The sequence below is a fragment of the Methylobacterium sp. P1-11 genome (assembly GCF_008329595.1).
Taxonomy (GTDB): Bacteria; Pseudomonadota; Alphaproteobacteria; order Rhizobiales; family Beijerinckiaceae; genus Methylobacterium.
Map to the genome: position 1 here is coordinate 17259 of NZ_NPKS01000006.1, position 18493 is coordinate 35751.

The following is an 18493-nucleotide window of genomic DNA, read 5'->3' on the forward strand; positions in this document are numbered from 1 at the left end:
ATCGCTGGCGCGTCGCGGACCTTCCGCATCCGCTGAGCGCGAACCCAGCATGGCGCAGCCCGGGACGGACCAGAGCGCGGCCGACGACGGATCGCTCACGGGCGAAGCCCGGGCACTCATCGACGCGCTGCCGACGCCCAGTCTCCTGCTCGATCCACAGGGCCGCATCCTCCACGCCAATCCGGCCCTGGAGCGTCTGGCCGGCTATCCGGCTGAGCGGCTCGCCGCGCAGGGTCTCGACCTGATCCTCGCGCAACGTACGACGCCTCTCGATCCCGCCAGTACGGAGCGGCAGGAATTTCAGGCCGCCCGCGCGGACGGGACCAGCTTCTGGGCCCGCCTGGAGACGGCACCGCTGCCCGGCAGCCGGAACCGGATCGGCCAGATCCTCGACGAGACGGCGCGCCGCGAGGCCGAGGGGGCGCTGGCGCTCTCCCGGCAGCGCGAGGCGCTGGGGCTCCTGACCAACAGCGTCGCGCACGAGTTCAACAATTTCCTGCAGATCCTGATCGGCTACATCGACGGCCTGAAGCGCAGGCTCGGCGATCGGCAGGAGCCGTTCGTCCAACGGGCGATCGCTCGATCGGCCGACGCCACCGAGCGGGCTGCGATCCTGACCCGGCACCTGCTGGCCTATTCCCGCCGCATCGCGCCCGACGTGCGGGCGGTCGACCTCGACGCGATCGTGGCAGACCTTGCGGTCCGCCTGGAACACGATCTGCCGCCTGGGATCCGCCTCACGGTCGCGGCAACGCCGGGCCTGCCTCGGGCGATCAGCAACCCGACGCAGATCGAGTTCGCCCTGCGGCATCTCGTCGCCAACGCATGTGAGGCTATGCCGTCGGGCGGGACCCTGATGCTGTCGACCTTCCGGATCGATCCCGGCGACCGGTCCCTGCAGCAGCCGAGCCAGGGCAGCGTCGGTATCGCAGTCGGCGATACCGGCCAGGGTATGTCGCCCGAGATGCTCGCCCGGGCGCTGGCGCCGTTTCAGACAAGCCACGAGGCGGGGCGCGGCGCGGGCCTCGCGATCGTCCACGGGCTGATGAAGCGCCAGAACGGCACTATCACGATCGACAGCCGGACCGGGGAGGGGACGCAGGTGCGCCTGTCTTTCCCGGCCGCCCCGGAGCGCACGCTCCACTGATCTATCGGGCTGTAACGCCCGGAGCGAAGAACGCCGGGTTATGGGAGACGTTGGCGAGCCCAGCGCGGCCGTGGGCCCTTCGTGCCGAAGGCTATGGTCCGAGGCGATCCGGCGGAAAACGTCATTCCGGCCCTATCCGGAAGGACTAAAACCCGCGCCCGGCCGTTCCCATATCGTCACTGGCGCTCCGCGCCCTCCGGTTCTCGTCCTCTGAGGCGTGTACATGTTTACTGAGATTTCGCGCCGCAGGCGTGTGGCCGCCCTCCTGGCGCTGGCCGCTGCGCTGACCGTCGCGGCTCCCGTCGCGGAAGCCCGCCCGGGCGGCGGCGGGTCCTTTGGATCCCGCGGCTCCCGCACCTACACGGCGCCGTCCGCCACGCCGACCGCCCCAGGCGGCGGCATGACGATGCAGCGCTCGCAGACCGCGCCGTCCCCCGGCATGGGCAGTCCCGGCATGCAGGCCCCGGCCGCACCGGGCCGCCGGTTCGGCGGCGGTTTCTTCGCGGGCCTGCTCGGCGCCGGCCTGCTCGGTGCGCTGCTCGGCGGCGGCTTTTTCGGGGGCCTCGGCGGCATCGCGTCGATGATCGGCCTGCTGTTCCAGGTCGGGCTCGTCGTGCTCGTGGTAATGCTGGCCCTGCGCTTCTTCCGTCGCCGGAATGAGCCGGCCGGTGCCGGTGCGCCCTACGCCCGCTCGTCGCTCGACGACAAGCCGGGCGCCCGCGGCCCGATGGGGGGTGCTCCAGCCGGTCCCGCGGCCGGCATGTTCGGCGGCCAGCGGCCGCCGCAGGCCCGCACTGTGCAGATCGGCCCGGCGGACTACCAGGCGTTCGAGCGGCTGCTCGGCGACATCCAGGACGCCTATTCCCGTGAGGACCGGGTGACCCTGGGCAACCTGTCGACGCCCGAGATGGTCAGCTACTTCGACGAGGAGCTGCGCAACAACGCGGCCCGCGGCGTGGTGAACAAGATCTCGGATGTGAAGCTGCTGCAGGGTGATCTTGCGGAGGCCTGGGGCGAGGATCGTACCGACTACGCCACCGTTGCCATGCGCTACGCCCTCAAGGACGTGATGGTCGAGCGCGCCAACGGCCGCGTCGTTTCGACGGACTCATCCGAGGTGACGGAGTTGTGGACCTTCCTGCGCCAGCCCGGCCGCGGCTGGGTGCTCTCGGCGATCCAGCAGACCCGCTGATCGCCCCGTGCTCCGGCCGCACGGCCGGAGCGACCGCGCAGGTTCTCAAGCCGGCGCCGCCACCGCGGTGCCGGCTTTTCTATGTGCGTCCCACAGATTGGCAAGCTCGACGAAGCCGGCGACCGGGATTTCCTCGGCCCGCGCCGTTTCGGCCAGCCCCGCCGCGGCCAGCAGGGCGCCAGCCTCGGCCGTGAGCGCCTTCAGACTCTGGCGCAGCATCTTCCGGCGCTGGCCGAAGGCCGCCCGCGTGACGGCTTCGAGAGCGGCGGCACGGCAGGGCAGGGGCTTCGCCCGCGGCACCAGCCGGACCACACTCGACGTCACCTTCGGCGGGGGCACAAAAGCCGACGGGCTGACATCGAACAGGATTTCGGCCTGTGTCCGCCAGCCGCACAGGACACCGAGGCGGCCATAATCGGCCCGCTGCTCCGGACCGGCGACGATCCGCTCCGCGACCTCGCGCTGGAACATCAGCACGGCCTGATCCCACCAGGGCGGCCAGACCTCGCCGTCGAGCCAGCCGGTGAGCAGCGCCGTGCCGATATTGTACGGCAGGTTGGCGACGATCCGCGCCGGCCCAGCGCCCACGAGCGGCCGAGGGTCGAAGGCGAGGGCATCGGCGTCGATGATCTCCAGGCGCCCGGGATAATGGGCGGCGATCTCGGCGAGCGCCGGCAGGGCCCGCGGGTCGCGCTCGACCGCCACGACGCGGGCCGCCCCCTCGGCGAGCAGCGCGCGCGTGAGGCCGCCCGGACCAGGGCCGATCTCAACCACGGTGACGCCTGCGAGAGGCCCGGCCGCCCGGGCGATGCGGCCGGTCAGGTTGAGGTCGTACAGGAAGTTCTGGCCGAGCGCCTTCTTCGGCTCCAGGCCGTGCCGGGCGACGACCTCGCGCAGCGGCGGAAGGCCGTCTCCGCCGCTCATGGTTCCTGCCTCACAGCTCGTCCTCGGGATCGAAATGGCGTGCGCCGGCCGGGCGGGGCCGCCCGGCATAGACGCTGAACGGGATGATCTCGGCCCCGTCCGGCGGGTGGCTTCGCACCGCCACGTTGGCAGCCAGCCGGTCCGCGAGGCGCAGGGCCGCCACGAGGCTGTCGGGCCTGGCGATGCCCTGGCCGGCGATATCGAAGGCCGTGCCGTGATCTGGCGAGGTGCGCACGAAGGGCAGCCCGAGGGTGACGTTGACTCCGTCGTCGAACGCGATGGTCTTGATTGGGATCAGGGCCTGATCGTGCGTGGGTGCGAGGGCGACGTCGTAGGTCTCCCGGGCGCGGGCGTGGAACAGGGTGTCGGCGGGGAGCGGCCCGCGGATGTCGATGCCCTGCGCGCGCAACCGCGCCACCGCCGGGGCGAGGACATCGCGATCCTCGTGTCCGATCGTGCCGGCCTCGCCGGCATGCGGATTCAGGCCGGCGAGAACGAGGCGCGGCTCGGGGATGCCGAACCGCTCTCGCAGGTCGCGGGCGACGATCGTCGCCGTCTCCTCGACGAGCTCCTGGGTGAGGAGGTCCGGCACGTCCTTCAGCGGCACGTGGATCGTCACCGGCACCACCGACAGGCCGGGGCTCCAGATCATCATCACCGGCCGGGGCGGGGTCCGGCCCGGCGGCACCGCGAGCGCGGCCAGGAACTCGGTGTGTCCGGGATGGGCGAAGCCCGTCCGGGTCAGCACGAACTTGGCGATCGGGTTGGTCACGACCGCGCTCGCGCGTCCGGCCTTCACGAACTCCACCGCCGCGGCGATCGACTCGATGGTCGCGCTGGCATTGACGGAATCCGGCACGCCGGGCTCGGCGGCGATGCTCGCGCCACTCGGCAGCGGCACGACAGGAAGGGCGCGCGGGAAGACGTCGGCGGCGGTCTCGGGATCGACCTCCGCCACCGGTACCGGCCGGTCGAGGCGGTGCGCGAGGCGCTCGATGAAGTCCGGATCGGCCACCAGGAAGAAGGGCGGCAACGGATCCGGGCCGGTGCGCCCGAGCCACGCGCTGAGCGCCAGCTCCGGACCGATGCCGGCGGGATCTCCGAGGGTGAGGGCGAGGGGCGGCATGGGCGGTCTATAGCGCCCGCGCGGCGCGGGCGCATCCTCGGGGAGGTGCGGCCGTGCGCGGGCCGAAATCTCGCCGCTCGGCTCGGGATGACCGACAGGGCCGCATCGGAGGTGGCGCCGAACTGGCACGCCGCGGGCCCGGGTTCCTCACCGCACCGAGGCGATGCCGTCCGCGGTGGTGGCGGTGCCGACGTTCTGGCGCAGGTCCGCCTCGCCCAGCGTCTTCAACTCGACCCGCAGCAGCACGGTCTGATTGCGCTCGCGCACGCCGGTTGCGGTGGCGATCGGCGAGTTGATGTAGTTCAGCGAGACGGTGGTGCACTCGTCCTGATAGCCGCCGCCGAAGCTCGCGCCGGACAGGTAGAACCGTCCCGGATTCTGATAGAGCGGCACGGTCCCGATCGGGTTCGCCAGATAGGAACTCAGCGCATCCGTGTAGGTGTTGCGGACGTCGAGGTAGTGGGTGAGGTCGACCAGCAGCGAGCCCGAGACGAACCAGTTCGGCGTGATGTTGTAGGTCGCCGTGGCGGTGACGCCCTCGCGGTAATGGCTGTAGCCGAGCAGCGGCTGTGCCTCGTAGTACGAGTAGAAGGCCGACACGGTCAGGGGCAGGAACGGCGCGAACCGCGCCGTCGCACCGGTCTCCAGCCGCGCCACGTGGAAATCGGACTGGTTGAACCGCGCCCGGGTAATGAAGGTGATGTTCTGGTTCGGCGAGACCTGGAAGCGGCCGACGAAGTCCGAACGCTGGGTCTCCAGGCCGGAATCGAGGCCGACATTGGCGATGTCGCCACGGCGGAACGAGTTGACGCCAGCAAGCTGGATGGACTCGCCGAACAGAACGTTGGCGTACCAGCCGGACGGGGTCACGACGGAGTACTGGCCGCCGAGATTGGTGCGCACGCCGCCCTCGACCCGGTCGTAACCCGAGAACTTGTCCCATTCGAACAGCGACGTGTCGTCGAAGACGAGGCTCTGCGCGTCCTCGTTCGGCAGGCGGCCGATCCGGGTCTCCGACGGACGCGCGATGATCTGGCCGATGGGTTCCAGGGTGTGGACGCCGAGCGCCCCGAAATTGGCGACGAACGGGTAGCGGTAATCGAGGCCGATCGCCGGCATGACCCGGCCGGCAAAGCCGTCATCGATCTTCGCAACCTGCGGCGCGAGGTCGTTCTGGTAGCCGGAGAAGCTCGGATTGGTGAAGAACGCGTCGGTGCGCAGATACGCGAACGGGGTGAATTTCTGGCCCCAATCGTCGATGAAGCTGCGGCGCCAGGAGAGTTCCGCGGAGGCGCGGGTGTTGGTGCCGGCGAGCCCGTCGATGGCGCACAGGCCGCGCTGGAAGACCGTGCAGGTCTGGTAGAGCGGGAAGCTGACACCGTTCACGCTCGGCGAGAACAGGTAGCTCGAAGTGCGCGGCAGGCCCTGGAACTGCGTGGTCTCGCGGGTCAGGCTGGTGATGTTCGCCTGGAAGCGGACCTCGCCGCCGATCTCCGACGGGCCGTTGATGCGCTTGTCGTAGTCGATGACCGGCGCGACGATCGGCTGCTGCTTCTGCCAGTCGAAGCTCGACAGGCCCTTGAAATAGTAACCCCGTGCCTCGAACCACGAGCGGTCGCCCTGGCCGATCAGGTAGGCCGTCGAGGTCGCCTCACGGAAATAATCCGTGGTGATGTTCTGGTTGCGGATCCGGTAATTGTCGAGGAACCACTTGTCGGTGACGCCGACGAGATCCCAGCCCGTGCGCCAGCGCGGGTTGATGTAGAAGCGGCCCTGCGACTCCACAGAACCCCGGAAGTCGCGCTCGCCGGCACCCAGCGGGCTCGGCAGGAAGGCCGAGGGCGTCGTCTGCGAGATGCCCGACAGGCGGATGTTGTAGAAGCCGTTGTCGATCCGCTGGCGGAACTCGCCCTGGGCGAGCAGGCCTTGGCGGCTGAGCAGGGTCGGCGTCAGAGTCAGGTCGTAGTTCGGCGCGAGGTTGATGAAGTAGGGGAGCGAGACGCCGTTGCCGAGCGCGGTCGTCGTGATGAAGCGCGGCGTCAGGAAGCCGGTCTTGCGCTTCACTGTCGGGTCCGGCGCCTCGAAATACGGCAGGTAGGCCACCGGGATGCCGGCGATCTCGAGCGTCGACTCGTCGAAGTAGACCGTGTGGGTCTCGTTGTCGTGGATGATCTTCTTCGCCTTGATCTGCCACAGCGGGGGCGTCTCAGGGTTGTCCTTGCACGGCTCGCAGGCCGTGTAGCTGCCGGACTCGAAGCTGGTCTGCTCGCCGTTCAGGCGCTCGGCCCGCGGTGCCGAGAAGCGGGTCCGCACGGTCTCGAACTTCCGCTGCACCGTCTGCTGCCCGCGGAAGGCGTCGACGAAGCCGGTCTTGAAATCGTCGGTGAGCTCCATGCGCGCACCGGTCACGACGCCGCCATCGGCCTCGGTGAGGCGGACATTGCCCTCGGCGAAGACGCGGCCGGAATTCCGGTCGTAGCGCACCCGGTCGGCCTGAAGGGTCCGCGGACCGTAATGGAGCTCGGCGTTGCCCCGCGCCGTCACGGTGCCGTTGTCGTTGTCGTAGATCAGCTCGTCGGCTTCGACGAGGAGCTTGTCGCCCGGCTTGCCGGCCGTCACGGCGGGCAAACCCTGGGCATGAGCGGACAGGCCTCCCGCCAGCGGCGCGGCGAGCGCCAGCATGGTCCGGAAACCAGCCTTCCGCAGGATGTCGGCGACCTTACGCAACGCGCGTCCCAACCCCTGTGACGTCTGCCGCCACCAACCTCAACACCCGTCTCCCGTCCCGCGAAGGATCGCGGAAGTCAGCCGTCTTCCTGGTACAGAAGCGTGAGCGTACCGAGAAGACTGCCTACCACGGCCGGGAACCAGGCCGCCACCGGTGCGGCGACGAGTCCGGACGCCCCGAGCCCCTCCATGACCTGTCGGACCACGTAGAGAGCGAAGCCGGCCGCAACGCCACCCAGGACGAGTTTTCCGACACCACCAAAGCGGAAGAACCGTAAGGAAACGGTTGCGGCGACGATAACCATGGCCACGAACAGAACCGGCCTTGCCCACAGAACATCGTACTGAAGTCGGTACCGGGTTGCGTCCAAGCCGGCCCGCTCGGTCCGCGCGATGGTTGTGGGAAGTTGCCAGAAAGGCACAGATTCCGGTGGGGTGAAGCGCTGCCGCACCTGTCCGGGGTCGAGGTTCGAGGCGATCAGGTAGGTGTCGAACGACTCAGGCGGTGCGTCCGGTGTGAGAACGCGCACATCGGAGAGTTCCCAATAGCCGTCGTGGAGCGTGGCGCGGGCGGCGGCGAGTTGCTCCGCGAACTTGCCGGAAGCATCGAAGGTGAAGATCGACACCCCCGCCAGGGTGGTCGTGCCCTCGATGGCCGTCTCGGCACGGAGGATCGCCTCGCCGTCGAGCCCCTTCTGGCGGATCCAGAGGTCCTTGCCCGAGCCGGCCTTGGTGGATTTGGCGAAGATCTTCGCCTCGATCTCGGTCGAGCGCTGCTTCAGCATCGCCGAGACCGGGTTGTAGATCCCGACTGCCAGTGCGCCGAGGGTGAGCGCCACGAAGAAGCCGGGCTGCAGGAACTGCCAGGCCGAGATCCCGGCCGCGCGGGCGACCACCAGCTCCAGCTTGCGCGAGAGCTGGAGCAGGGCCGCCATCGAGCCGAACAGGACCGCGAACGGCAAGACGCCCTCCGCCACCGCGGGGGTGCGGTAGAGCGAGAGCTGCGCCATCAGCCCCGCGGAGGCGCCCTGGGCCTCGCCAGCGCGGCGGAGCAGCTCGACGAAGTCGAGGGTGTAGACCAGCGCGAACACGGTGACGAAGACGCCGAGCACCGTGCGGAGGAACCGGGCCGCGAAGTACCGCCCGAGGGTGGGGCCGATCAGCAACATCGGACTCAGGCCGCCGGCGCGAGGCGCGGGCCGCGGAACCGGCCGCGGACGAGGGCCGCGTTGAACGCGCGCACCCGGGGTCCGTAGAAGATCAGAAGGCTCGACAGGAGGATCGCGAGCAGCGGCACGCCGTAGACCGCCACGACCGCCGCGGGGCTGCGCGCAGCGGCGCTGACCGCCGCGAAGCCGCCGATGCGCAGGGCCACGACGGCGACAATCGCGCCGGCGATCGCAACGCCGCGCCCCTGCCGGGTCGTGCGGGTATCGCCCAGGGCCGCGAAGGCGATGAAGACCAGGGCCAGCGGGTAGAGACAGGCGGAGAGCCTGTCGTGCAGTTCGGCGCGGAACCGCCCCTTCTGCAACTTGTAATAGCCCTCCGTCGTGTCGGGGAAAAGCAGCTGCGCCGTCGAGCGCTCGCGCGGCTTGTAGATCGTGTCGGAATCCGGGGGCGCGAAGGCGGCGAGGTCGATCGTGTAGCGTTCGAAGGTCAGGATCGAGGAATCGCGCGAGTCCTTCTGCTGCTGATGGACGCTGCCATTCTCCAGGATCAGGTAGCTCTGCCCCTCGACATCGGCGGCATTGCCGCGCTCGGCGAGATAGACCTTTGTCTTGCCTGCCTCCCGCCGGTCCTGGATGAACAGCCCCTTCAGGGTGCCCCCCGGTCCGCGCTCGCGGAAATGGAAGGTGATTCCGTTGTCGAGCTGAGTGAACTGCCCCTCCTTGACGACATTCGCGATGAAGTCGCCGCGGACCCGGGTGATGACGTCGCGCAACTCCTGAAAGCTCGCGGGCATCACCACGACGACCAGGAACCCCACGAGGAAGCTGACGAACAGCGCAAGGGTCAGGAAGGGCCGCAGGAGCGACCGCGGCGGCATCCCGGCCGCCGACATGACGATCAGCTCGGAATCGCCGTTCAATTTGTTGAGGGCGTAGATCGTCCCGATGAACAGGGCGACGGGCGCGATCACGACGATCAGCGTCGGCAGCGACAGGCCCGTCACGAAGAGGAAGACCAGCAGGGTCTGGCCCTTGGCGGTCACGAGGTCGAGTTCGCGCAGGGCCTGCGTCAACCAGATCGTGCCGGTCAGCCCGACCAGGCAGGCGAGGGTGGCGCCCAGGGCGATCCGAAAGATGTAGCGCTCGATCTGCCTCATCGGCCCGGCAGTCCCGCTCGTCCTCTCGCGCCCTCAAGGTGGCAGGGACCCGACAAAAGGGGCGATTCCAGGGCTGACGCGCCGCGTTGCGTTCTCCGTCTCAGCGGCTACACAGGGCGGATGACCGGCGCAGCAGCGCAGGTGCGTAGTACGGCTCCGGGATAACGGGCAGGGCGACGGGTATGGCGGACGGTATCGAGATCGGTTTCGGCCCCCTGGAGCAGGGCGGCCACGGCCCGGGTGGATCCGGCGATCTCGTGGTCTTCGTCGGCGACGACCTGACGTTCGGATCGGCGGCCCGTGAGGCGCTGGGCGCCGCCGGGGCGGATCTCGTGGCCCGCGCAGCGGCGTCCGAGAAGTTCAAGGGCCGCTCGCTGACGGCTCTGAGCCTGCCGGCGCCGTCCGGCATCAACGCCGACCGCCTCGTGGTCGTGGGCCTGGGCTCCGACAAGGACAGGGCCAAGACCGACTGGCCGGCGCTCGGCGGCTTCACCGCCGGCAAGGTCGTGGGGCGCACCGCCCGGGTCGTTCTCGACTGGCCGGGGACCACGGTCACGGCGGCGCAGGCCGGCGATTTCGCCCTCGGCTCGCGCCTGCGCACCTACACGTTCGACCGTTACAAGACCAAGAAGAAGCCCGACGCCGACGACAAGTCCGGCACCGCGCTCACCCTGCTACTCGCCGATCACGGAGCGGCAGCGCGCGCGGGCGAGGGCGCCCGCAGCCTCGCGGACAGCGTGATTCTGGCGCGCGACCTCGTGAACGAGCCGCCGAACGTCCTCTTCCCGGAGGAATTCGCCCGGCGCGCGTCCGAGCTTGCCAAGCTCGGCGTCGAGATCGAGGTGCTGGAGCCGGCCCGGATGCGGGAACTCGGCATGGGCGCGCTGCTGGCCGTGGCACAGGGCTCGGCCCGGGAACCGCGGATCGTGATCATGCGCTGGAACGGCGGTCCCGCCGCCGAGCCGCCGGTGGCCCTGATCGGCAAGGGCGTCGTCTTCGATTCCGGCGGCGTCTCGATCAAGCCCGGCGGGGGCATGGAAGACATGAAGGGCGACATGGGCGGCGCGGCCGCGGTCGTCGGGGCCCTTCACGCGCTCGCCGCGCGCAAGGCGCGCTGCAACGTGGTGGGTGCCATCGGCATCGTGGAGAACATGCCGGACGGCGGGTCCTACCGTCCCTCCGACATCCTGACCTCGATGTCCGGGCAGACCATCGAGGTGATCAACACCGACGCCGAGGGCCGGCTGGTGCTGGCCGACGTGATCACCCACGTCGTCCGCAGCACCAAGCCGAAGGCGATCGTCGACCTCGCGACACTGACGGGCGCGATCATCGTGGCACTGGGCCAGGACATCGCCGGGATGTTCTCGAACGACGACACGCTGGCGGGCAACATCAGCGCCGCCGGCGAGGCGACCGGCGAGAAGGTCTGGCGCATGCCGCTGATTCCCGCCTACGACAAGGCGATCGATTCCAAGTTCGCAGACATGAAGAACACCGGCGGCCGCCACGGCGGCGCTGCTACCGCGGCCTCGTTCATCAAGCGCTACGTCGAGGACGTCCCGTGGGCGCATCTCGATATCGCCGGGGTGGCGATGTCGTCGAACGCCAGCGAGATCAACCGCAGCTGGGGCGCGGGCTGGGGCGTGCGCCTCCTCGACCGCCTGATCCGCGACCATTACGAGGCGCGGTAGGTCGCATCGGCGGTCCGCACCCGGCACCCGTCCTGGGACATCTGAGCATGGCCGCGCAAGCCTACGCCGCGCCCGATCAGGCCCGCTCGGGCGCACAAACACCCGGGCGCCGCGGCGGTCTTCTGGCTGCGTCGGGGCCGATCCTCGCGATGCTGGCGGTCCTCGCCCTCGTGGTCGCCACCGGCGTGAGCCAGCACTCCGCCGTGCCGGAGGCGGCGGAGCCCTGGATCTTCGGCTACTTCATCGGCCGCTACCCGCTCTTCGCCTTCGCCCTCATCTACGGGCTCGGACATCTCGCGCTGGTCGCGGCTGAGCCTGGACCGGCCTCGGTGACGCGGCGGGCCGTGTTCGGCTTCGCCGGGGCGGCCGCACTCGCCGCAGCCGGGCTCTACCCGACCTTCGGCGGCATCATATTACGCGGCGCCTTCGCAACCGGTGGGATGGCCTTCCTCACCCACCAGCCGCTCTGGCTGGCCTATGGCCTCGGTGCCGCCGTGGCGGCCCTGCTGTTCGGCGGCATCCTGGGACTGTTCGCGGTCGCGGCGAATCGGCCGCTGCGGCCGAGCCTGCGCCGAATCGGCTTCGGCGCGCTCGCCTTCCTGACCCTGTGGTTCGGCGCCGCTATCGTCGGCCTCGCCGCCGATCTGGGATTCGGACCCTGGCCGAAGCGGGCGCTGCGGCCGGACGAGGCCGGCCTCGCCGCCCTTCTTCTGATCGCCGCCGCGCTGCCGCACACGGCGCTCGCGACATTGCGCAGGCATCGTCCGGTCGCCTGAGCCCGCCTCCTTGCGGGCCGGCCGCCGTTCCCGCAGAGTCGTCGCGACAGGCGTTGCGGGACTCGGCCACCGAGAGTCGGGCCCGCGGGAGGCATCGCGATGCATGAGGCGAACGTGATCGAGCACGGCGCTCAAGCCGCTGCGGCCGGAAAGTTGCCGGATGCGCCCGGCAACGGGTTCTCCGATCGACCTTGGCTGACCGCCTACCCGCCCGGAGTTCCGGCGGAGATCGACGTGGCAGGCCTCGGGACCCTGGTCGACTTGTTCGAATCCAGCATGGCGGCCTTCGCGGATCGGCCTGCGATGCTGTGCTTCGGCTCGACCATGACCTACGCGACGCTCGGTCAGCAGGCGCGCGACTTCGCTGCCTGGCTGAAGGGGCAGGGCCTGGCGAAGGGCGACCGCGTCGCGATCATGCTGCCGAACATCCCCGCCTACGCGGTGGCGATTTTCGGCATCCTCCTGGCCGGCGGGACCGTGGTCAACACCAACCCGCTCTACACGCCCCGCGAATGCGCGCAGCAGATCAACGATTCCGGCGCGCGGATCCTGATCGTCCTCGAGAATTTCGGCGCTACGGTCGCGGCGGCCCTACCGGAGGTGGCTCTGGAGCGGGTCGTCCTCGTGGGACCGGGCGATGGACTTGGGCTCAAGGGGCAGGTGATCACTCTCGCCAGTCGGCACGTCCGGAAGGCGGTGCCGCCGTTCCGGCTGCCGGACGGCCTCGCGACTCCCTTCGCCACCGTCCTGCGCCGGGGCCGGTCGATGCCGCGGGCCTCTGTCCCGGTCGAACCGGAGGATCTCGCTTTCCTGCAATATACCGGCGGGACCACCGGCATCGCCAAGGCGGCGATGCTGAGCCATCGCAACATCATGGCGAATGTCGAGCAGTCGCAGCTCTGGTTCAACTCGAAGGATCCGAGCGTTACGCGCTGCGTGGTCACGGCCCTGCCGCTCTACCACATCTTCGCGCTCACCGCGTGCTTCTTCCAGTTCATGCGAAGCGGCGGATCCTGCCTCCTGATCCCCAATCCGCGCGATTGTGACGGCATGGTGAGGACGCTGAGCCGCACCCGCTTCACGCACCTGATGGGTGTGAACACCCTGTTCAACGTGCTCATCAACCACCCGAAGATCGGCACCGTCGACTTCGCCAATCTCGACTTCGTGGTCGGCGGCGGCACGGCCGTCCAGCGGGCCGTGGCCGAGCGCTGGAAGGCCCTGACCGGCAACACGATTATCGAGGGCTACGGCCTGTCCGAGACCTCGCCGGTCGTCTGCGTCAATCCGCGGGGGATGCAGGATTTCTCCGGCACGATCGGCTACCCGCTGCCCTCCACCGAAGTATCGATCCGCGATCTCTCCGGTCGGCCGGTCCCGGTCGGCGAACCAGGCGAGATCTGCGTGCGCGGGCCCCAGGTGATGCGCGGCTACTGGAACCGGCCGGAGGAGACGGCCCGGGCCATGACTCCGGACGGGTTCTTCCGGACCGGGGACGTCGCGATCCTGCAGGCGGATGGCCAGATCCGGATCGTCGACCGGATGAAGGACATGATCCTGGTCTCCGGCTTCAACGTCTATCCCAACGAGGTCGAGGACGTTCTGGCGGCCCATCCGGCGGTACTCGAATGCGCGGTGGTCGGCGCCCCGAGCGAGGAGACCGGCGAGATGGTCGTGGCCCATGTCGTCCTGAAGGATCCGTCGGTCTCCATCGACGCCCTGCGGGTCCATGCGCGCACTCAGCTCACCGGCTACAAGGTGCCCCGCCGCGTGGTGCTCCACGAGACACTGCCGAAGACCAATGTCGGCAAGGTGCTGCGGCGGATGCTGCGGGACGAGACGCCGCCAGCCTGATCGTCGGCCGATCGCCTCGCGCGTGCCTGCGTCCGGGTGCCGCTCGTCGGCGGCGTAACCCTGCTGTGACGGTCGCCGAAAGGTAAGGCTGCGGCGCTTGAACCCCTGTCGGCCGTGGCCGATCTGTGAGTTGGGTGCGCGGAATATCCGAGGAGACGGCCATGTTGATCAGGCGCAAGTGCGGTTGGGAGATTCCAGAACATCTGGCGACGCCGGAGGCCGTCTTCCTCAATCGGCGGGGCCTGATCGGCGGCGCGGTCGGGCTCGTGGCGGGCTCGCTCCTGGGCGGCCGCGCGGCCTGGGCGGCCACGGGCGACCAGGCGTCCTACCCGGCGCCGCAGAACCCGGCCTATACGCTCGACAGGCCCCTGACCCCGGAGCGTTTCAGCGCCGACTACAACAATTTCTACGAATTCGGCACGTCGAAGACGGTTCTGCCGGCCGCCAACGCCCTCAAGACGCAGCCCTGGACCCTGAAGATCGACGGTCTCGTGGAGAAGCCGTTCGAGATCGGCGTCGACGACCTGATCCGGAAGGTCGGCCTCGAGGAGAGGCTCTATCGGCACCGCTGCGTCGAGGCGTGGTCCATGGCGGTGCCCTGGACCGGCTTCCCGCTGGCGAAGCTCGTGGCCCTCGCGAAGCCCACCGGCGGCGCGAAGTACATCCGCTTCGAAACCTTCATGGACAAGGCGATGGCGCCCGGCCAGCGGGCCTTCTTCTATCCCTGGCCCTACACGGAGGGCCTGACCCTCACGGAGGCCGGCAACGACCTCGCCTTTATGGTCACGGGGATCTACGGCAAGCCGCTGCCCAACCAGTTCGGGGCGCCGATCCGTGTCGCGGTGCCTTGGAAATACGGGTTCAAATCGGCGAAGTCGCTGGTGAAGGTCTCGTTCACCGCAGACCGGCCGAAGACCTTCTGGGAGGGGCTGCAGGCTTCCGAGTACGGCTTCTGGGCCAACGTGAACCCGGCCGTGCCGCATCCGCGCTGGAGCCAGGCGACGGAGCGCGTCCTCGGGACCGACCAGCGGGTGCCGACGTTGATCTACAACGGCTACGGCGAGCAGGTTGCGGGTCTCTACAAGGGGCTCGAGGGCGAACGCCTATTCGTGTGAGCGCTGCCCGGCCGCGGCAGCGGGAGTCGCGCCGGATCGCGCGTGCCTCCCAGTGCCTGTCGCGACTCAGGTCCCTGGGTCGGACCTATTTCGGATTTGGCGGAGCACGCTCTAACGCGGGCAGGCATGGGTCCGCTCGAAGGCCTGCAGTTCCGCCACGGCCGACTGCTCCTGGCGTGAGAGCGGAACCCGATCCATAGCGTCGTACTGGCAACCTGCATTGCCGAAGGTCCGGATGGCCCGCGGCGTGCTGAAGCAGTATCCGGCCTGCTTGTAGATCAGATTGCGCTGATACCAAGCTTCCGCGCAGTCATTCGCCATGGCACCGGTCGATCCGGCGACGAGGATCAGAGCGTAGAGGCCAGCACGCATCGAGTCGTCTCCGTGAAAAAGCCGAGATCAAGCATCTGACGCTCAGTAGGTCCAGCGCTGCGCCTTCGAGACGAGGAAGTCGCGGAACGCCTGGACCCGGGCGACTGAGCGCATCTCCTCCGCATAGACGAGGTAGCTCTCAAGGCTCGGCATCTCGGTCTCGCGCAGCACCTGCACGAGTTGCTGGCCGCCATCCACCGCGTAATCGGGCAGGATGCCGATGCCGGCGCCGGCTTCCATCGCACGCTGCAGGGCGCCGATATTGTTCACCGTCAGGTGGACCTGGCGCCGGTCGCGGCCCTCTCGGCCGGCATCGGCCAGCCAATGGGCGGCGAGCAGATAGGAGGGCTCATTGCCGCCGAAGGAGACGAGGCGGTGATCGTCGAGTTCCTCGATGGTCTTGGGCTCGCCGAAGCGCTTCACGTAATCCGGGCTCGCGAAGGCGTGGTAGTGCACGGTAAAGAGCCGCCGCTGGATCAGGTCCGGCTGGGCTGGCCGACGCATGCGGATCGCCACGTCGGCCTCGCGCATGGCGAGATCGAGTTCCTCGTTGGTGAGAATCAGCTCGATGCGCACATCCGGGTAGAGGTCGAGGAACTCGCCCACCCGCTGCGACAGCCAGGATGTGCCGAGCCCGACGGTGGTAGTGACCTTGAGGTCACCGGTCGGGCGCTCGGAGGTCTCCACGAGCCGCGCGCGGGTATTCTCCAGGCGCAGCTTCATGTCCCGGGCGGCACGAAACAGCAGATCGCCCTGCTCGGTCAGCAGCAGGCCACGGGCATGGCGGTGGAACAGCGGCGCCTTCAACTCGCGCTCCAGGGCGCTGATCTGGCGACTCACTGCCGATTGGCTGAGCCCGATATCGTCACCCGCCTTGGTGAAGCTCCCCGCCTCAGCGACGTTGAGGAAGATCCGGATCTTGTCCCAGTCCAAGGCGTGAACCCCTACCAGCGCGCGCCCGCGGGTCGCACCCGGAAATACGGCGGGCACGAAGCGGAAGGCAGATCACCGGGCGAACTGCGCGGCGCCGACGCACGGATGACCGCTCGCGGCACCGCGCGGGCATGCAATCGGTGCATCCCGGCGCAGTCAGCACTCCTATGCGCACGGCGCATGGTTCTGCGCAAGCGGAAGAGGCGGGAAGTTGTTGAAATGATGAGCCGGCCTCGGCACTGCGCGCGAAAGCCTGCTCTGTCGTCATTCCGCTGCAGCCTGGACCGGGCTCTCGCCGATCTCCAAATTGGCGAGGAACTTCTCCGCTTCCAGCGCCGCCATGCAGCCCATGCCGGCGGCGGTGATCGCCTGGCGGTAGACGTCGTCCGTGACATCGCCGGCCGCAAACACGCCCGGGATTTCGGTCTCGGTGGTGCCGGGCCTCACGGTCAGGTAGCCGCCATGGCGCATCGGCAGCTGCCCCTCGAAGATCGCGGTCGCCGGCTGGTGGCCGATCGCCACGAAAACGCCGTCGGCCTTCACCTCGCTGAGCTCGCCCGAGCGCGGATCCTTGAGGCGGACATGGGTCACGTTCGGCGCAGGCTTCTGCACGCCGCAGATCTCGGCGATCTCGCGGTGCCAGAGCACCTCGACGTTCGGGTGCTTGAACAGGCGCTCCTGCAGGATCCGCTCGGCGCGAAAGCTGTCGCGGCGGTGGACCACCGTCACCTTGCTGGCGATGTTGGCGAGGTATAGGGCCTCTTCGACCGCGGTGTTCCCGCCGCCGACCACCACGACCTCCTTGCCACGGAAGAAGAACCCGTCGCAGGTGGCGCAGGCCGAGACACCGCCGCCCTGGAAGGCCGCCTCGGAGGGAATGCCGAGCCACTTGGCCTGGGCGCCGGTGGCTATGATCAGAGCATCGCAGGAATAGGTCTCGCCGGAATCGGCCTCAAGGCGAAACGGCCGCTGCGTGAGATCGACCTTCGTGATGTATTCCGAGACGATCCGCGTGCCGACATGCTCGGCCTGGAGGCGCATCTGCTCCATGAGCCACGGCCCCTGGATCGCCTCGGCGAAGCCCGGGTAGTTCTCGACATCCGTGGTGATCATCAGCTGGCCACCCGGCTGGAAGCCGGAGATCAGCAGCGGCTCGACCATGGCGCGGGCCGCGTAGATCGCCGCCGTGTAGCCCGCCGGTCCCGAGCCGATGATCACGAGCTTGGCGTGGGTGTGGGCCATCTATCTCGGTCTCCTCAGGCCGGTCCGGCTGCGCGGCGCGCAGCATATGCGTCGGCGAGCGCTTGCGCGATCACCGGCGTCGCGTCGATCGGCTTGTACGTCAGATCCGCCAACTGACCGGTGAACGGCCGCAGGGCTCCGGCAATCGCCAGCCCGGCGAACATTCGTCGATGCCGGATATAGGTGCGCGGCAGGTCGAACAGCAGGACCGGCGCGCCGGTGGACACGGCCTCGCTCACCATGTTGGCCGAATCGGAGGTGACCACGATTGCCTCGGCGAGGGCCAGCATGGCGACGTAGGGATTGTCGCCGGTGCCGTCCCAGAGGAAGCCGCCGGTGTCGGACGCGAGCGCCCTTACGGCGTCCCGGAGCGGGTTCGGCGTCCGGCGGGAGATCGTCACCATCAGCCGGCAGCCCTGCGCGGCGAGCCCGCGCAGATCCTCCACGAGGCGGATCATGTCGGTCTTGCGGTAGCTCAGGTGTCGGCTGTCGCCGCCGACCAGGACCGCCACCCGCGGCCCGTCCAGGCGCGCGAGGCGTGGATCCGGGCGAGCTCGGGCTTGCGCCAGGCGTGCCGCCGTCACCAAGTGCGGCGCCGTCAGCGTGGTGAAGACGTTGGGTCCGCGCAGGTCATCATAATCCGGCACCCAGATGAAGTCGGCGCTGTCCGCGCCGGTGCGCGGATCCTTGAGGAACGCCGTGAAGGTCCGGCCGCCCGTGGCGCGCCGCACCGCCCGCAGGTACGGGACGGATCGCCGCCCGGAGGCGATCAGGATATCGGGATAGGGGCCCGACAAAGCGCCGGCGCGGCGGCGCGGCCCCTCGCGGGGATCAATCGGTCCCCAGGGTGCCATCCAGCCGAACGGTCCCGAGGCCGGTACCTGGCGAATCTCGTAGGCGAGGCCCAAGGTCTCGGCGATGCCGACACATTGATTCTCGTCGCCGGCCTTTCCGTCAGTGACGATCCAGGCGCGGGCGCGGGCGAGTTCGGGCAGGTGCTGATGCCGCGGGTCCAGGCGGCTCAGCGGCGCGGTCTGCGCCTCCGACATGTCGATGCTTGCCATG

Annotated in this window: 15 protein-coding genes; 6 read left to right on the forward strand and 9 right to left on the reverse strand. The window is 69.1% G+C overall.

Annotated elements, in window-relative coordinates; all coding sequences use genetic code 11:
• Positions 1 to 49 precede the first annotated feature (49 nt).
• The gene (locus CIW48_RS07890) at positions 50 to 1147 is read left to right on the forward strand and encodes an ATP-binding protein (protein WP_149310325.1); all 1098 of its coding nucleotides are present in this window, start codon (positions 50 to 52) and stop codon (positions 1145 to 1147) included.
• 223 nt (positions 1148 to 1370) lie between these two features.
• On the forward strand, positions 1371 to 2339 hold the full coding sequence (locus CIW48_RS07895; RefSeq protein ID WP_149310326.1) for a TIM44-like domain-containing protein: 969 nt from the start codon (positions 1371 to 1373) through the stop codon (positions 2337 to 2339).
• A gap of 45 nt (positions 2340 to 2384) precedes the next feature.
• Here CIW48_RS07895 and rsmA read toward each other — a convergent pair whose 3' ends face one another.
• The 5 genes from rsmA to lptF form a co-directional block, all read right to left on the reverse strand.
• Positions 2385 to 3263: a 16S rRNA (adenine(1518)-N(6)/adenine(1519)-N(6))-dimethyltransferase RsmA gene (gene rsmA, locus CIW48_RS07900; protein ID WP_149310327.1), complete on the reverse strand. Its 879-nt coding sequence runs from the start codon at positions 3261 to 3263 to the stop codon at positions 2385 to 2387.
• Positions 3264 to 3273: 10 nt separating this feature from the next.
• On the reverse strand, positions 3274 to 4389 hold the full coding sequence (gene pdxA, locus CIW48_RS07905; protein ID WP_149310328.1) for a 4-hydroxythreonine-4-phosphate dehydrogenase PdxA: 1116 nt from the start codon (positions 4387 to 4389) through the stop codon (positions 3274 to 3276).
• 147 nt (positions 4390 to 4536) lie between these two features.
• Complete coding sequence (locus tag CIW48_RS07910; RefSeq protein WP_091779370.1) at positions 4537 to 7116, reverse strand: LPS-assembly protein LptD; 2580 nt, start codon at positions 7114 to 7116, stop codon at positions 4537 to 4539.
• Positions 7117 to 7193: 77 nt separating this feature from the next.
• Positions 7194 to 8282, reverse strand: a complete 1089-nt coding sequence (gene lptG, locus CIW48_RS07915; protein ID WP_149310482.1) for an LPS export ABC transporter permease LptG — start codon at positions 8280 to 8282, stop codon at positions 7194 to 7196.
• 8 nt (positions 8283 to 8290) lie between these two features.
• Positions 8291 to 9442, reverse strand: coding sequence for an LPS export ABC transporter permease LptF (lptF, locus tag CIW48_RS07920; protein ID WP_149310329.1), 1152 nt, complete (start codon positions 9440 to 9442; stop codon positions 8291 to 8293).
• Between the two features lie 182 nt (positions 9443 to 9624).
• Between lptF and CIW48_RS07925 the strand changes: the two genes are divergently transcribed.
• From CIW48_RS07925 to msrP, 4 genes are all read left to right on the forward strand, one after another.
• Entirely contained in the window at positions 9625 to 11136 is a 1512-nt protein-coding gene (locus CIW48_RS07925; protein ID WP_149310330.1) for a leucyl aminopeptidase, read from the forward strand.
• A 47-nt stretch (positions 11137 to 11183) separates the two neighbouring features.
• Complete coding sequence (locus tag CIW48_RS07930; RefSeq protein ID WP_149310331.1) at positions 11184 to 11912, forward strand: hypothetical protein; 729 nt, start codon at positions 11184 to 11186, stop codon at positions 11910 to 11912.
• Positions 11913 to 12011: 99 nt separating this feature from the next.
• The gene (locus tag CIW48_RS07935; RefSeq protein ID WP_173009212.1) at positions 12012 to 13766 is read left to right on the forward strand and encodes an AMP-binding protein; all 1755 of its coding nucleotides are present in this window, start codon (positions 12012 to 12014) and stop codon (positions 13764 to 13766) included.
• 161 nt (positions 13767 to 13927) lie between these two features.
• A complete protein-coding gene (gene msrP, locus CIW48_RS07940; protein ID WP_149310332.1) occupies positions 13928 to 14881 on the forward strand; it encodes a protein-methionine-sulfoxide reductase catalytic subunit MsrP in 954 nt (317 codons plus the stop codon).
• A gap of 111 nt (positions 14882 to 14992) precedes the next feature.
• On the opposite strand, the gene CIW48_RS07945 is transcribed toward msrP, so the two are convergent.
• From CIW48_RS07945 to CIW48_RS07960, 4 genes are all read right to left on the reverse strand, one after another.
• Complete coding sequence (locus CIW48_RS07945) at positions 14993 to 15253, reverse strand: YARHG domain-containing protein (RefSeq protein ID WP_091779383.1); 261 nt, start codon at positions 15251 to 15253, stop codon at positions 14993 to 14995.
• Between the two features lie 42 nt (positions 15254 to 15295).
• Positions 15296 to 16186 (reverse strand): LysR family transcriptional regulator, encoded by an 891-nt coding sequence (locus tag CIW48_RS07950; protein ID WP_091779385.1) that lies wholly within the window; start codon positions 16184 to 16186, stop codon positions 15296 to 15298.
• A gap of 264 nt (positions 16187 to 16450) precedes the next feature.
• Complete coding sequence (gene trxB / locus CIW48_RS07955; protein WP_149310333.1) at positions 16451 to 17428, reverse strand: thioredoxin-disulfide reductase; 978 nt, start codon at positions 17426 to 17428, stop codon at positions 16451 to 16453.
• Positions 17429 to 17442: 14 nt separating this feature from the next.
• Complete coding sequence (locus CIW48_RS07960) at positions 17443 to 18492, reverse strand: mitochondrial fission ELM1 family protein (protein ID WP_149310334.1); 1050 nt, start codon at positions 18490 to 18492, stop codon at positions 17443 to 17445.
• Between the last annotated feature and the right edge of the window lies 1 nt (position 18493).

Bases quoted from the DNA above. Each gene is read 5' to 3' on its own strand.
- CIW48_RS07890 (WP_149310325.1), top strand. From the start codon at position 50: ATGGCGCAGCCCGGGACGGACCAGAGCGCGGCCGACGACGGATCGCTC.
- CIW48_RS07895 (WP_149310326.1), top strand. From the start codon at position 1,371: ATGTTTACTGAGATTTCGCGCCGCAGGCGTGTGGCCGCCCTCCTGGCG.
- rsmA (WP_149310327.1), bottom strand. From the start codon at position 3,263: ATGAGCGGCGGAGACGGCCTTCCGCCGCTGCGCGAGGTCGTCGCCCGG.
- pdxA (WP_149310328.1), bottom strand. From the start codon at position 4,389: ATGCCGCCCCTCGCCCTCACCCTCGGAGATCCCGCCGGCATCGGTCCG.
- lptF (WP_149310329.1), bottom strand. From the start codon at position 9,442: ATGAGGCAGATCGAGCGCTACATCTTTCGGATCGCCCTGGGCGCCACC.
- CIW48_RS07925 (WP_149310330.1), top strand. From the start codon at position 9,625: ATGGCGGACGGTATCGAGATCGGTTTCGGCCCCCTGGAGCAGGGCGGC.
- CIW48_RS07930 (WP_149310331.1), top strand. From the start codon at position 11,184: ATGGCCGCGCAAGCCTACGCCGCGCCCGATCAGGCCCGCTCGGGCGCA.
- CIW48_RS07935 (WP_173009212.1), top strand. From the start codon at position 12,012: ATGCATGAGGCGAACGTGATCGAGCACGGCGCTCAAGCCGCTGCGGCC.
- msrP (WP_149310332.1), top strand. From the start codon at position 13,928: ATGTTGATCAGGCGCAAGTGCGGTTGGGAGATTCCAGAACATCTGGCG.
- CIW48_RS07945 (WP_091779383.1), bottom strand. From the start codon at position 15,253: ATGCGTGCTGGCCTCTACGCTCTGATCCTCGTCGCCGGATCGACCGGT.
- trxB (WP_149310333.1), bottom strand. From the start codon at position 17,428: ATGGCCCACACCCACGCCAAGCTCGTGATCATCGGCTCGGGACCGGCG.
- CIW48_RS07960 (WP_149310334.1), bottom strand. From the start codon at position 18,492: ATGGCAAGCATCGACATGTCGGAGGCGCAGACCGCGCCGCTGAGCCGC.